The 13,674-nt window shown below is 74.4% G+C and carries 11 protein-coding genes and 1 pseudogene; 3 read left to right on the top strand and 9 right to left on the bottom strand.

Annotation, left to right across the window (positions count from 1 at the left end; genetic code table 11):
- Nucleotides 1–38: 38 nt before the first annotated feature.
- Nucleotides 39–788 (top strand): annotated as a pseudogene (locus IE263_RS05075) (creatininase family protein); the annotation flags it as partial.
- On the opposite strand, the gene IE263_RS49915 reads toward IE263_RS05075, so the two are convergent.
- From IE263_RS49915 to IE263_RS05050, 5 genes are all read right to left on the bottom strand, one after another.
- Complete coding sequence (locus tag IE263_RS49915; RefSeq protein ID WP_373311883.1) at nucleotides 671–1,939, bottom strand: lysylphosphatidylglycerol synthase transmembrane domain-containing protein; 1,269 nt, start codon at nucleotides 1,937–1,939, stop codon at nucleotides 671–673. The pseudogene IE263_RS05075 and the gene IE263_RS49915 sit on opposite strands and share 118 nt — an antisense overlap.
- 494 nt (nucleotides 1,940–2,433) lie before the next feature.
- Nucleotides 2,434–3,447, bottom strand: coding sequence for a methyltransferase domain-containing protein (locus IE263_RS05065; RefSeq protein WP_189932619.1), 1,014 nt, complete (start codon nucleotides 3,445–3,447; stop codon nucleotides 2,434–2,436).
- On the bottom strand, nucleotides 3,444–4,661 hold the full coding sequence (locus IE263_RS05060; protein ID WP_373311864.1) for a glycosyltransferase family 4 protein: 1,218 nt from the start codon (nucleotides 4,659–4,661) through the stop codon (nucleotides 3,444–3,446). The genes IE263_RS05065 and IE263_RS05060 overlap by 4 nt, the downstream gene beginning before the upstream one ends.
- On the bottom strand, nucleotides 4,658–5,056 hold the full coding sequence (locus tag IE263_RS05055; protein WP_189932617.1) for a 6-pyruvoyl trahydropterin synthase family protein: 399 nt from the start codon (nucleotides 5,054–5,056) through the stop codon (nucleotides 4,658–4,660). Before IE263_RS05055 ends, IE263_RS05060 begins: the two co-directional genes overlap by 4 nt.
- Before the next feature lie 116 nt (nucleotides 5,057–5,172).
- On the bottom strand, nucleotides 5,173–6,153 hold the full coding sequence (locus IE263_RS05050) for a zinc-dependent alcohol dehydrogenase (RefSeq protein ID WP_189932615.1): 981 nt from the start codon (nucleotides 6,151–6,153) through the stop codon (nucleotides 5,173–5,175).
- A gap of 107 nt (nucleotides 6,154–6,260) precedes the next feature.
- Between IE263_RS05050 and IE263_RS05045 the strand changes: the two genes are divergently transcribed.
- Nucleotides 6,261–7,025 (top strand): CDP-alcohol phosphatidyltransferase family protein, encoded by a 765-nt coding sequence (locus tag IE263_RS05045; protein ID WP_189932613.1) that lies wholly within the window; start codon nucleotides 6,261–6,263, stop codon nucleotides 7,023–7,025.
- 282 nt (nucleotides 7,026–7,307) lie between these two features.
- Here IE263_RS05045 and IE263_RS05040 read toward each other — a convergent pair whose 3' ends face one another.
- The 4 genes from IE263_RS05040 to IE263_RS05025 are packed head-to-tail and all read right to left on the bottom strand — an operon-like array spanning nucleotide 7,308 to nucleotide 12,450.
- Nucleotides 7,308–8,534, bottom strand: a complete 1,227-nt coding sequence (locus tag IE263_RS05040; protein WP_189932611.1) for an MDR family MFS transporter — start codon at nucleotides 8,532–8,534, stop codon at nucleotides 7,308–7,310.
- Entirely contained in the window at nucleotides 8,531–10,318 is a 1,788-nt protein-coding gene (locus IE263_RS05035; protein ID WP_189932609.1) for an ABC transporter permease subunit, read from the bottom strand. The genes IE263_RS05040 and IE263_RS05035 overlap by 4 nt, the downstream gene beginning before the upstream one ends.
- Before the next feature lie 3 nt (nucleotides 10,319–10,321).
- Complete coding sequence (locus IE263_RS05030) at nucleotides 10,322–11,824, bottom strand: ABC transporter substrate-binding protein (protein WP_189932607.1); 1,503 nt, start codon at nucleotides 11,822–11,824, stop codon at nucleotides 10,322–10,324.
- A gap of 5 nt (nucleotides 11,825–11,829) precedes the next feature.
- Nucleotides 11,830–12,450 (bottom strand): GNAT family N-acetyltransferase, encoded by a 621-nt coding sequence (locus tag IE263_RS05025; protein WP_189932605.1) that lies wholly within the window; start codon nucleotides 12,448–12,450, stop codon nucleotides 11,830–11,832.
- Nucleotides 12,451–12,588: 138 nt separating this feature from the next.
- On the opposite strand from IE263_RS05025, the gene IE263_RS05020 reads away from it, so the two are divergent.
- The gene (locus IE263_RS05020; protein WP_189932603.1) at nucleotides 12,589–13,539 is read left to right on the top strand and encodes an ATP-binding protein; all 951 of its coding nucleotides are present in this window, start codon (nucleotides 12,589–12,591) and stop codon (nucleotides 13,537–13,539) included.
- Nucleotides 13,540–13,674 lie beyond the last annotated feature (135 nt).

Below are 13,674 nucleotides of genomic sequence, written 5' to 3'. Positions count from 1 at the left end.
GATCTGGTTCCTAAGCAGAGACGAAAGGCCGGGAAAAGATGAGTGGTTCGGACATACGGTCGGCGGCGTACGGACTGTTGCCGAAGGACACCACGGAGGACGTACGGACGCGCGGTGCGGGCGTCTCGACACAGGTGGCGGTCCTTCCCGTCGGGAGCTTCGAACAGCACGGCCCGTATCTGCCGTTGGCCACCGACACGCTCGTCGCGTGCGCCATAGCCCGGGAGATCGCCGCCGCGTATCCGGTGCACCTCCTCCCTCCGGTGACCATCGCCTGCTCGCACGAGCACGCGGCCTGGCCGGGAACCGTCAGCATCTCCTCCGTGACCCTTCACGCGGTGGTACGGGACATCGCGGCGTCGTTGCGCCGCTCGGGCGTCGAGGCCCTGGTACTGGTCAACGGGCACGGCGGGAACTACGTCCTGGGCAACGCGGTCCAGGAGTCGTCCGCCCGCGGCGAGCGGATGGCGCTCTTCCCGGCCCCGGAGGACTGGGAGGCGGCGCGGGAGCGGTCCGGGGTGGCGACCTCGCTGCTCACCGACATGCACGCCGGGGAAATCGAGACCTCGATCCTGCTGCATGCCCATCCCGAACTCGTCCGGCCCGGTTATGAGTCCGCCGATTTCACCGCGGACGACCGTCGCCATCTGCTCACACTGGGAATGTCCGCCTATACCGATTCAGGCGTCATCGGCCGTCCTTCCCTGGGGTCCGCGGAAAAGGGGAAGGAACTCCTGGCGAGCCTGGCGGATTCCTTCGGTGCGTATTTCTCGATACTGACGGCGGACACCTCGGCCGCGGATTCCGCCGAGGCCGAGGCCGAAACCGGGGCCGGGGCCGGAGCCAAGGCCGGGGCCTCGGCCGCGGGGGACGAGCGCGGGTAGTGCCCGTCGTGCGCGTGGCCGGGTTCGGCGTCCGGTACGACGCCCCCGGCCCCGCTGCCCGCTGCCGGGCCGGCCGCCGCCTCGGCCCGCAGGCCCGTGTACCAGCGCACGACGAGGACGACGGCGCCCGGCAGCGCGGCGACGAAGCTGAGCGCCCCGTACACGACGGCGACCGACAGCCCGGTGCTCGCGCCGAGCCCAGCCGCGCCGAACGCCCAGGCGGTGACGCCCTCCCGGGGGCCCCAGCCGCCGACGTTCAGCGGAAGGCTCATCGCGAGCAGGGCGAGGACCGCGAGGGGCAGCAGGACCGGGACGGAGGCGGTGGAGCCGGCGACCCGGGCGGCGACGACGAACGTCGCGATGTGCCCGGCCAGCACCACCACGGACGACAGGGCGACGCCGGGTCCGTTGCGCCGGGACAGCAGTCCCTCGCGCGCCTCGGACAGCGTCGCCCGCAGCCGGCCGCCCCGACGCCGCGCCGGGGAGTTCATCCGGACGGCGAGGACGACGGCGAGCGCGCCCACGGTGCCCAGGGCTACCAGCGGCGCGAAGTGCCGTACGTCCGCCATGACCGGGGACGGCAGGACCAGCAGGACCGTCACTCCGGCGACGGCCAGCACGAGTTGGCCCGCGGTGCGCTCCAGGACGACGGCCCGCACACCGCGCCCGACGTCGCCCTCGCTCTGCCCGTGCCGCACCGCGCGGTGCACATCACCGAGGATGCCGCCGGGCAGGGCGGCGTTGAGGAACAGCGAGCGGTAGTAGTCGGCGACGGCCGGGCCGAGCGGCAGCCGGATCCGCAGTCCGCGCGCCACCAGCGCCCACCGCCACGCGCTGAACACGGTGGTGACGGCGCCGATCCCGAGCGCCAGCAGCAGCGCGGGGACGTCGATCCGGCTCAGCCCGTCCAGGAAGACGCCGGTGCCCATCCGCCACAACAGGACGGCGAGGATGGCGACTCCGGCGAGCGTGCCGAAGTGGGTTCGCAGGGCGCGGCCCCAACCGGCCCGCCGGGGCGCCCGATCGGCCCGGGGCTCGGTGACGATCACCCCGATGCGGTCCGACGACACGGCGGCACCGGTACGCCGCGAACCCGCCGCGGACGCGCCACTACGTCCCGCGTCCGCCCCGGCCCCGGCATCCGCCCGCACCGACCCCGAGTCGGCCCCGCCACCCGGCAGCACCGACCCCGAGTCCACCCCACCGGACGCCACGTCGGCCCGGGCCGAGCCCGCACCGACCCCGGCACCCGCCGAGACCACACCCGAGTCGGCCCCGGCGCCCACAGATGACACACCCTCGACCGACCCACCCGGGGCGACGTCGGAGACCACCGCACCATCCACACGAGCCGCGCCCTCGGCCGACCCGCCGCGTGCCGCGGTGGAGCGGCCCGGGCGGGCGTCGGTCGCGACGCCCGCTCCGCCGGCGCCGGCGGCGCACCGCACCGTCGTGCCGGCCCGGCGGCGGCGTACGGCCGACGGCGTGCCCTCGGCGCGTGCCGCCGCCGGCGTCGGCCTGATGCGCGCGCTCACCGTGTCCGCGCTCATCAGGCGCCGCCCGTGGGCCGGGCCAGGGCGAGCAGGTCGCTGTGGTGGACGGTGACGCGCAGCTTACCGGCCGCGCAGGCGGCGAGGCGGGCCGCGAGGTACTTCTCGGCGCGGGGGGCGAGGTCGGGGCGCTGTTCGACGGCCGCGCCGACCCAGCCGCGCAGCCACTGCTCGGTCAGGGCGGCCTCGTCGGGGCCGAGCCGCCAGGGGCTCGGGTGCACCTTGACCGTGGCGCCGTGGTCGGCGAACGCCTCGCAGGCGGCGGTCACCGCGTCGGGGCCGAGGAGGCCGCCGCGCCGCTGGTGGTCGTTGAAGGCGGCGGCGATCTCCTCGTCCAGCGGGTCCGGGTCGGTGAGTTCGACGCGCCCGGCGACCGAGAGGGTCAGCAGGGCCGGGCAGCCGGCGCCCGCGCAGGCCGCGGCGAGGGTCTCGATCTCCTCGCGGGTGAGGACGTCGAGCAGCGCCGAGGCGGTGACCAGCGAGGCGCCGACCAGGGCGTCCGGGGTCAGCCGGGCGACGTCGCCGCGCCGTGTCTCGACGGTGACCCGGCTGCCGTCGGCGGCGGCGCGCGGGGAGGCGACGGCCGCGAAGTGCAGGAGGTAGGGGTCACGGTCGTGCAGGATCCAGTGCTGCGCGCCGTCGAGGCGGGGCGCGAGCCAGCGCCCCATCGAGCCGGTGCCGCAGCCCAGGTCGTGCACGGCCAGACCGCCGGAGCGGCCGGGCAGGTTGGCGAGCCGGATCCGCAGCGGGTCCAGGAGGTCCATCGCCCGGGCGGCGGCGTCGGCGGGCTCGCGCAACTGGAGCCACTCGGGGGCGTAGCGGGGCGCTTCCTCCGACGCGGCGTCGTCCCGCAGCCGTACGGTGGGCCGCTCGCCGGGGCGGGCCACCGGGCCGGCACCTGCGATGACGGCCGATGCGTCCACGTCCATGGAAACCTCCCGGGGCCCGGGTTGAGCCGGTATGTGCCCCACGCCGCGTGTCACGTCCGCCGGGGTCACCGTCGTCTTCCTCATGCCGCCCTCCGGGGTTCGCTGGGAAGCCGGCCCAGGACGCCGGCCAGGCTCTGGGCGGTGGACGCCCAGCCGTTCAGGGCCGCCCGCCGGCCGCGTGCGGCGGCCTTCAGCCGGCGGCGTACGTCGGCCTCGCCGAACCAGCCGCGCAGTTCGGCCGCGAGGGCGGCCGGGTCCTCCGGCGGGACGAGGATGCCGGGGACACCGCCGTCGGGCGCGCGGCCGACCGCCTCGGGCAGTCCGCCGACGTCCGTCGCGAGGACGGGGATGCCGCGGGCGAGGGCCTCGGTGACCGCCATGCCGTAGGTCTCGGCGTAGGAGGTGAGGACCATCAGGTCGGCGGCGGCGTAGGCGGCGTCGAGTTCGGCGCCGGCCTTGGGGCCCGCCAGTTCGAGCCGGTCCTGCAGGCCGTACTTCCTGATGAGGCCGCGCAGGTGGTCGACGTACTCGGGGTCCTGGCCGAGGCCGCCCACGCACACGCAGCTCCACGGCAGGTCGGTCACCGCGGCCAGCGCCTCCACCAGCCGGTGCTGGCCCTTGCGCGGGGTCACGGCGGCCACGCACAGCAGGCGGGAGACGCCGTCGGTGCCGGAGGCGAGGGGGGCGATGTCGGCACCGGGGGCGGCGACGTGCACCTTCTCCGGGGCGAGGCCGTGGTGGGAGACGAGGCGGCGGACCGCCCAGTCGCTGGTGGCGATGACCGCGGGGACGGCGCGGAGCACTTCGCGCTCCTTGGCGTCCAGGTGGGCCGCCACCTCGGGGGCGAGGCCTCTCTCGTCGCCGAGCGGCAGGTGCACGAGGACGGCGAGCCGCAGGCGCTCCGCCTCCGGGACGACGATCTCCGGAACACCGCAGGCCACGAGGCCGTCCATGAGGACGACCGTGCCGTCGGGCAACTCACTCAGCGTGCGGGCGAGTTCCGTGCGGGCGGCGGCCTCCGGGCGGGGCCACTCGCCGGTCACGAGGTGCTTGTGGACCTGCCAGCCGAAGCCGGGCAGGTCCAGGCAGACGCGCCGGTCGTAGGCGTTGCCGCCGCTGGGGTTCGCCGGGTCGTTGACGCCGCCCGGCATGACGAAGTGCACGGAGCGCAGGGACATGGGGATGATCCCGCCGATCTTCGGAAGCGCCGCCTGGGCGGGCACGTACGCGAGCGAGGCCTTGTCCACGAGGGGAGCCTTCGGCACGACCGGGGTCTTCTCGAGGGTCACGTCGGTCACAGCGCACGCTCGTAACTCGCCCAGGCGACGTGCGACTCGTGGAGGGTGACGGAGATACCGGCGATGCCCCTGGCGCCCTCGCCGAGCGCGCCCTTGTGGATCCGCTCGGCGAGCCGGTCGGCGATCACCTTCGCGAGGAACTCGGTGGAGGTGTTGACGCCGGCGAAGTCGGGCTCGTTGTCCAGGTTTCTGTAGTTCAGCTCGCTGACGACGGCGCCGAGTTCCTGGGTGGCCAGTCCGATGTCGACGACGATGTTGTCGTCGTCCAGCTGCTCGCGGCGGAACGTGGCGTCCACCAGGAACGTCGCTCCATGGAGGCGCTGCGCGGGTCCGAAGACCTCGCCGCGGAAGCTGTGGGCGATCATGATGTGATCGCGGACGGTGACACTGAACAACGGACGACCCTCCAGGTGCGGCGCGTCTGGTCCCCCGGCCATCGGCCGCCGGGGGATGCCGTGTAGTACGGCTCTTCGCTTCCCCGTGTTCAGCCGACTCTCACTCTTTTCTCAGGTCAGGCGCTCTTGTCGTACCTGACACGGTGACACAGTGCCGGAATCCTGCCGTCGGCGAGCTGCGGCATCACCTCCGGCAACTCCTCGAACGCGCTTTCCCCGGTGACGAGTGCGTCGAGTGCCGGATCGGCCAGCAGGTCGAGGGCGAGGGCGAGCCGGTCGGCGTAGGTGCGGTGGGCGCGGGCCGGGGAGACGGTGCCGACCTGGCTGCTGCGGATGACGAGCCGCCGGGAGTGGAAGGCCTCGCCGAGCGGGAGGGAGACCTGCCGGTCGCCGTACCAGCTCAGCTCGAGGACCGTGCCCTCGGCGGTGAGCAGCTCCAGGGAGCGGGCGAGGCCCTGTTCGGTGGCGCTGGCGTGCACGACGAGGTCGCAGCCGCCCAGGGCCTCGGCGGGGGACGCGAAGCCGACACCGAGCGCCTCGGCGACCTGCGCCCGCGCAGGGTCGGCGTCGACCAACTGCACCCGCACGCCCGGGAACCGGGCCAGCAGCGCCGCCACCGAGCAGCCGACCATGCCGCCGCCGACGACCGCGATCCGGTCGCCGACCAGCGGCGCCGCGTCCCACAGCGCGTTGACGGCGGTCTCCACGGTGCCCGCGAGCACGGCCCGTTCGGCGGGCACGGTGTCCGGGACGACGGTCACGGCGCTCGCCGGGACGACGAACCGGGTCTGGTGCGGGAAGAGCGAGAAGACCGTACGGCCGGCCAGCGTGTCCGGTCCCTCCTCCACGACCCCGACGTTGAGGTAGCCGTACTTCACGGGCGCCGGGAAGTCGCCCTCCTGGAACGGCGCCCGCATCGCCGTGTGCTGGCTCTCCGGCACCCCGCCGCGGAAGACGAGGGTCTCCGTGCCGCGGCTGACGCCGGAGTACAGCGAGCGGACGACGACCTCGCCCCGCGCCGGGTCCGGCAGGGCGACGTCACGTATCTCGCCATGGCCCGGCGAACTCAACCAGAACGCACGTGCGGCGCGGTTCATCGGCCTCCTCCTGAACGATCGGGAACCTGTTCACGTACCGAGGTGTGCACAGGCCGCGCACAGTACGCGGCGTTGATCGACTCTGTCATCTGGCCGGAGGATGTGCGGTGGCCCTGAACAACACTTACGACGCGAGGCTGGTCCAGCAGGAGACCGCTGTGGGAGCGGGCGCACAGATCCTGCTGCTGGCCCTGCTCGGTCCGGCGATCGGCATGGGGCCGGCGGGCTGGGTGACCGGCCTCGTCTTCGCCGTCGCCCTGTGGGCGGTGCTCTCCCGGGCCCTGCACCGCTCCCGGCTGCGCTCCTTCGGTCCGGCCAACCGGGTGACCCTCGGCCGCGCCACCCTCGTCGGCGGCGTGACCGCGCTGGTCGCGGACTCCTTCGTCAGCGCGCCGCCGGTCTCCCTGCTGGTCGGCCTGACGGCCGTGGCCCTGCTGCTGGACGGCGTCGACGGCAAGGTCGCCCGCCGCACGGGCACCTCGACGGCGCTGGGGGCGCGCTTCGACATGGAGGTCGACGCGTTCCTGATCCTGGTGCTGAGCGTCTACGTCTCGATGGCGCTGGGCCCGTGGGTCCTGCTGATGGGTCTCATGCGGTACGCCTTCGTCGCCGCGGCCCGCGTCGCCCCCTGGCTGAACGCCCCGCTGCCGCCGAGCATGGCCCGCAAGACGGTCGCCGCGATGCAGGGCATCTGCCTGCTCGTCGCGGGCGCGGACCTGCTGCCGTACGTCGCCAACTTCGGCGTGGCGCTGCTGGCCCTGGGTCTGCTGGTGTGGTCCTTCGGCCGGGACGTCCTGTGGCTGTGGCGCACCTCGCGGGTCCCGGCTCAGGCGGCGCCGGTGGCGAAGGTGCTGGAGCTGGCGGGACGCTGACCCGACGGCGAAGGGCCCGGACCGTCGTGACGGTCCGGGCCCTTCGCCGTGTTCCCGGTGTTCCGCGACGACGCCCGGTGTGCGCTACGACCGCCCCGGCCGCGCCCGTACGACGGCGAGGGCGGCGCCGCGAGGCCGAGGACGCCGGCGACGAGCCCGGCGATGCCCAGCTCGCGGGCGGTGGAGTCACCGGTGCCGCAGGCTCGGCCGACGCGGCCTCGGTGGCGGCGGTGAGCCTCAGCACCGGCGCGGGGTTCTCCGGCTCGTCCGCGCCCGGTCGGTTCAGCCCCGTCGCGGCAGCAGCGCGATCGCGGCGGCCGGTACCGCGGCCAGGAGCAGCCACGGCACCGCCGGCGGCAGGCCCGTGTCGAGGAGGGTGCCGGTGGCCGCGCTGCCGATCAGGACGATCAGCCCGGAGGCGGAGGACAGCGCCCCCGTGTAGAGGCCGAGCCGGCCCTCCTCGGCGAGGTCGGGGATCCAGGCGCGGGCGGCGGGGGCGACGAGCATCTGGCCGAGGGTGAGCAGGACGACGAAGCCGGCCGCGGGGAGCAGCCCCGGTGTCCCGGTCGGCCCGGCGGGCAGGGCGGCGGCCACGACGGCGAACCCGGCGGCGATCAGCGCCAGTCCGGCGGCCATGGAGCGGCGCAGGGTGAGCCGCTCCCCCACCCACCGGGTGACCGGCAGCTGCGCGGTCACCACCAGCAGGGAGGACAGCGCGAACAGCCAGGCCAGCGGCGCCTGCGAACCGGCCGCGCGCTCCACCTCGGCGGGCAGGGCGAGGTAGAGCTGGTTGTAGGCGAGGAGGTAGGCGCCGTACGCGCAGCACAGGGCGAGGAAGCGGCGGTTGCGCAGCAACGGGCCCACACCGCCGCGGACCCGGACGCGGGTACGGCCGGGGATGTGCTGCGGCAGCAGCCACGCGTGTCCGGCGAGGACCAGGACGAAGATCCCGGCTCCGGCCAGGCACACCGTACGGAAGTCGGTCGACAGCAGCAGTGCGCCGAGCAGCGGACCGACGAACGCCCCGGCCTGCCCGGCGACCGTGAACAGCGCCAGCACGCGGGTGCGCGGGCCGCCACCCGTCTCCTCCCACACCACGGCCTGCCGGGCCACCTCCGACTCGACGGCCGGCGAGAACAGCGCGGCCGCGAACCCGATCAGCAGCACCGCCCCGATCACCGCCCACGCCTGCTCGGCGTACCCGAGCCAGCCGAACCCGGCGATGCGCAGCGCGCACCCGGTGAGGACGACGGGCCGGATGCCGTACCGGTCGGCCAGCGCGCCCCCCACCACGAACAGCCCCTGCTGGCTGAAGGTCCTCAGCCCCAGCACGAACCCGACCATCCAGCCGGCCATGCCGACCGCCCCGCCGAGATGCTCGGCGAGGAACGGCAGGACGGCGAAGAAGCCGATGTTGAACGCGAGTTGGGTGAGGATCAGCAGCCGGAGGAGAGGCGAGAGGCGGGTGGTCTCCTTCGCGTTCCGGTGCAGGAGAGAGAGCGAAGTCATCGGGCACCCGCCGACTCGGGGGCGGGCGCGGCCTGTTCGGTGGTCGACGTCTCCTCCGTACGACGCCGTGGTCGCCGCAGGCCGGCGCCCGCCGCCGTGACCGCCAGGGCGCCGAGGAGGGCGAGGACGGCGGCGGGGGCGAGGACGGCCCAGGGGGCGCGTTCTGCGTAGGGCTGGTTCTCGGCGAGGAGCAGGCCCCACTCGGGGGACGGCGGCTGGGCGCCCAGGCCCAGGAAGCCGAGGGAGGCGAGGGCGAGGGCGACGCCGGGCAGGCGCAGGAGGGCGTGGCGGACGACGGGCGGAAGGACGGCGGGCAGGAGTTCGCTCCTCAGCAGGTACCAGGGGCCGGCACCCAGGGCGCGGGTGGCGGTCAGATGGACGGTGGCCCGCTCCTGTCGCAGCAGCGCGGAGGTGTGCGCGGCGAGCGGCGCCCAGGCCACGACGGCGACGGCGAGGACGGGCGTGGTGGTGCCGCTGCCCCGGACGGCGGTGACGAGGAGGGCGGCGAGGACGGGCGGGACGGCGTTGACGGTGTCGACGAGCGGCCCGGACAGCGTGGGCAGGAACCCGAGCAGCACGCCGGCGACCAGGGCGAGGGCGCTGATGGTGAGGGCGAGCAGCAGGGTGTCGAGGGCGCCGTGCGCGATCCGGGCGAGGACGTCCCGGCCGAGGGCGTCGGTGCCGAAGGGGTGGGTGGCGGAGGGGGCTTGGAGGCGGGCGCCGGTGTCGAGGGCGAGCGGGTCGCGGGGAAGGCCGGACGCGATGACGACGGACAGCAGAAGACCGTATACAAAAGGCAGGATCCTGCGGACAGTCGGCGTCGGTCGGTGCAGGCTCTGCAGGGCGCCGTCGCGCAGAGCGGGGCCGATGAGCCGTCGGGCGACGAGACGGGCGGCGGCCGTGGTGACGGCGGCGAGGGCGACCAGGACGAGGGTGCCGGCCTGGAGGACGGGCAGGTCCTGGGCGATCGCGGCCTGGAGGGTGGTGCGGCCGAGACCGGGGATGTCGAAGATCTGCTCCACGGCGACGGAACCACCGGTCAGGCCTACGACGAACAGCCCGAGGTTGGGCAGCAGTCCGGGCGCGCAGCGGCGCAGGGCCTGGCGGGCGATGCTGCGGCCCGGCAGTCCGCGGGCCGCGGCGGCGGGCGCCCACGGTTCGGCGAACGCACCGGGCAACTGGTCGTCGAGGAGCCGCCCGAGCACCGCGCCGGCGGGCAGGCCGAGGGCGAGCGCGGGCAGCACGGTCCACTGCGGCCCGTACCAGCCCAGGGCGGGCAGCCAGCCGAGCTGCACGCCGACGACAGTGGCCAGGACGGACGCGGTGAGGAACTCGGGCAGCGCGGCGACCACCGCCGAGCCCGAACCGCCGACGGGCCGCCCACCGAGCCGCCGGTGCGCGCCGAGGTACAGCGTGCGGGCGCACACGGCCGCGGCGGTGCAGAGGGCGACGAGGAGCGCCACCGCCATCAGCGACAGGGAGACACCGAGGGCCTGGAGCACGGCGGGCGTGACCTCGGCGCCGGAGATCCACGACCGTCCGGCGTCCCCGCGCGGAAGCCCGGAGAGCCACTGACCGAGCAGAGGCAACGGCCCTTCGTCCAGGCCGAGTTGCCCCCGGATGTCGGCGAGCACCTCGGGGGTCGGGTCACGGTCGGCGGACCGTGCCTTGAGGACGGTGAGCGCCGGGTCGGTCTGCGAGAGCCAGGGCAGCAGCCCGATCCCGCACACCAGCAGCGCGGCCAGTCCCACGCGCCACACCAGCGCGCCCACCCTGCTCCCCATGGATCAGCGCCGCGTCCCGGTGCCGACGAGGGTGCGCTCGTACGGGTCGAGGAGCACACCGCTCACCTCGGTGCCGACGCCGGTGATGACGCGCTGGTGGACCAGCGGGACGACGGCGTCCGTGCCGAGGATCGCGGCCTCGGCGGCCATGGCGGCGTCCTGCCGCTCGGCGGCGTCGGCGGTGCTCCCCGCCTGGGCGACGGCCCGGTCGACGGTCTTGTCGCAGAGCTGGGCGATGTTGTAGCCGCCGCCGCAGGTGTGGTCGCTCGCGAGGACGGCGACGGCGTCGCCGGTGTCGACGAGGGTGTTGCGGGCCAGGACGAAGGCGTCGAACTTCCCGGCGAGCGCGTCGCTCTCCAGCCGCGAGTACTCGCGCACCTCCAGCGTCACCTTGAACCCGGCCTTCTCCAGCTGCTGCTTCAACACCTGGGCGACTTCCGGGAGTTCGGGCCGGTTGTCATACGTGGCGAGGGTGATCGAGGCACCGGCGGGCTTGCCTGCCCCGGCCCGCCCGGCGGGCTGGACACGCTTGCCCTCGGCCCAGGTCACGGCGGGACCGTAGATACCGGCGCCGGCGTCGGCGTGACCCTCGTAGACGCCCTTGGCGAGGGCGGAGGTGTCGACGGCCGCGCGGGCGGCGGCGCGCAGGGAGGCGTCCTTGAAGACGCCCGACTCGGCGTTGAGGAGCAGGCTGGTGGTGCGGGTGGTGGCGGTCTCCCGGCGCGTGTCCGCGTCGAGGGTCGCGGCCTGGGCGACCGGGATCGCCTCGGCGACGTCGACCTGGCCGGTGCGCAGGGCGTTGGCGCGGGCGGTGCCGTCGGCGATGAAGCGGGCGTCGACGCCGGAGGCCTGGGCACGGCCGCCCCAGTAGTCGTCGAAGCGGTCGAGGCCGGCGGTGGTGCTGCCGTTGACCTCGGTGAGTTCGAAGGGTCCGGTGGCGGTGCCGACCGGGTCGGCGGCGCCCTTCTTGTCGTAGGCCTTCGGGGAGAGGATCGCCAGGCTGGGGCTGGACAAGCGCAGGGGAAGGACAGGGTCGGGGGCGCTGGTGGTGACCCGGACACCGGTGCTGCCCTCGGCCTTCGCGGTGACGGTGACGCCGGAGAGGGCGGCGGGGGCGGGCTTGGCCTCGGTGGCGTGGGTGAGGGCGGCGGCGACCGCGGCCGGGGTGACCTCCGCGCCGTCCTGGAAGACGGCCTCGCGCAGCGTGAACAGCCAGGTGCGGTCGTCCGCGCGGCGCCAGGAGGCGGCGAGCGCGGGGGCGGCGGCACCGTTGGCGTCGAGGGCGGTCAGGCCCTCGGTGACACCGAGCCGGCTGAGGATCGTGGCGTCGGCGCCGTACGGGGAGAGGTTCTCGGCGGGCGGGAAGGCGAGGGCGACGCGCAGCCGGGAGCCGTCCTTCGCGTCGGTCGACTCGCCGCCGTCGTCGCCGGAGGAGGCGAAGCAGCCGGTGAGCAGCGGGGTGAGCAGAAGGGCGGCGAGCAGCCGCGGGCGGCGGGGGAAGCGCATGGGGATTACCGGCCTATGGCGTGGGGGGCGTGCGGGGCATGCGGGGCGTGGGGGGAGCGGGCGGCGGCGGGGAGGAGGGCGTCGAGGGGGACGAGGGGGACGAGGGGGACGTCGAAGTGCACGACTCCGTTGCCGCCCCCCGGATCCTCGCGCTCGTCGTGCACGACGGTGCCGAGCGACCGCCAGAAACCCTCCGCGCCCTCCACGGTGGGGTCCGTGTGCAGGTAGACGGCCCGGTAGCCGCCGTCCGCGGCCGCGAACGCGAGCAGTTCGGCGACCAGTCGCCGGGCGAGACCGCGCCGGCGGTGCCCGGGACGGACGTAGACGCGACGCAACTGCGCGGTCTCACCGGAGGGGTAGCGATCTGCGATGTGCCGCGGATTCGGCGGATGGAGGGGCCCGCGCGAGTCCAGGGCCCCCGTGCCGACGATCTCGCCGTCGGCGTCGAGCGCGACCAGCAACGTGTGACGGTCGGGCACCAGGTACGCGGCGGCCGGGTCGATGATGTCGCGGTGCCAGCGGGGCACGTAACCGGTGCCGAAGTCGCGGTAGACGGTGTCGAGCATGACGGCTCGGGCGCCGTCGAGGTCGTCTGGGCACGCGGGCCTTACGCAGTAGTCACGCACTTGCACATCATATGCATTAAGCGGAGCGGACTTGATCACTTGACCCGCCACGCTCGAACTCCCCGGGATTTGACAGAGATCACACCCCACCCCTAAACCTAGCCACATGACATTCATTTTCACAAAGGCGGTGTGCTGATGCGCGTCGCCTTCGTCGGGAAGGGCGGCAGCGGCAAGACCACCCTGTCGGCCCTGTTCGCCCGTGCCCTGGCGCGGTCTGGCGCCCCGGTGCTCGCCATCGACGGCGACATCAACCAGCACCTCGCCGAAGCCCTGGACCCCACGGGCGCGCAGGAGTTCACGGCCCCGCCCCTGGCCGAGCACCTGGGCGAGATCAAGGATTTCCTGCGCGGCAGCAACCCCCGCATCGCCTCCCGCGAGGCGATGATCAAGACGACCCCGCCCGGCCGCGGCTCACGGCTGCTGCGCCTGCTCGGCGACGACGAGCTGCACACCCGCCACGTCCGACGAGCGGGCGACGTACCCCTGATGGTGACGGGCGAGTTCGACGAGAGCGACCTGGGCGTGGCCTGCTACCACTCCAAACTCGGCGCGGTGGAGCTCTACCTGAGCCACCTCGTCGACGGCCCCGGCGAGTACGTGGTCGTCGACATGACAGCCGGCGCCGACGCCTTCGCCTCGGGCCTGTTCACCCGCTTCGACATGACGTTCCTGGTGGCCGAACCCACCCGCAAGGGCGTCTCCGTGTACCGCCAGTACCGCGACCACGCCCGCGAGTTCGGCATCCCGCTCGCCGTGGTCGGCAACAAGGTGACCGGAGAGGAGGACCTCCTCTTCCTCAAGGAGCAGGTGGGCGACGACCTCCTCACCCACCTGGTCCACTCCCCCTGGGTCCGCTCGGCCGAACGGGGCCGCCCCCAGGGCGAGTTGGAGGACACCAACCGCCACGCCCTGAACGTCCTGCGCGAGACCGTCGACGCCCGCGTGAAGGACTGGACGACCCTCCACCGCCATGCCGTCGAGTTCCACCTGCGCAACGCCCGCGCGTGGGCGGACGCGGCGACGGGCCAGGACCTGGCGGCGCAGGTGGACCCGGAGTTCGTGCCGGGGCCGGCGTCACTGACCTGAACCTGCGCGCACTCCCTCCTGGACACACTCCCAGCGAGACACACGCCCCTTCGAGGGCCCCCCGAGGCGCGCGCTCCCTCCGGGACACCGCGGCACACCCCAGCCAAGGCACGCAGGCCTCCCAGGTACTCCCGC

It is taken from the genome of Streptomyces aurantiogriseus, from assembly GCF_014649375.1.
Taxonomy (GTDB): domain Bacteria; phylum Actinomycetota; class Actinomycetes; order Streptomycetales; family Streptomycetaceae; genus Streptomyces; species Streptomyces aurantiogriseus.
Note: the sequence above shows the minus strand (reverse complement) of the source record. Positions and strands in the feature narration are given on the sequence as shown.

Excerpts from the sequence above, each read along its gene's own strand:
- IE263_RS05030 (WP_189932607.1), bottom strand. The coding sequence starts at position 11,824 with ATGCGCTTCCCCCGCCGCCCGCGGCTGCTCGCCGCCCTTCTGCTCACC.
- IE263_RS05035 (WP_189932609.1), bottom strand. The coding sequence starts at position 10,318 with ATGGGGAGCAGGGTGGGCGCGCTGGTGTGGCGCGTGGGACTGGCCGCG.
- IE263_RS05065 (WP_189932619.1), bottom strand. The coding sequence starts at position 3,447 with ATGAGGAAGACGACGGTGACCCCGGCGGACGTGACACGCGGCGTGGGG.
- IE263_RS05020 (WP_189932603.1), top strand. The coding sequence starts at position 12,589 with ATGCGCGTCGCCTTCGTCGGGAAGGGCGGCAGCGGCAAGACCACCCTG.
- IE263_RS05040 (WP_189932611.1), bottom strand. The coding sequence starts at position 8,534 with ATGACTTCGCTCTCTCTCCTGCACCGGAACGCGAAGGAGACCACCCGC.
- IE263_RS05050 (WP_189932615.1), bottom strand. The coding sequence starts at position 6,153 with ATGAACCGCGCCGCACGTGCGTTCTGGTTGAGTTCGCCGGGCCATGGC.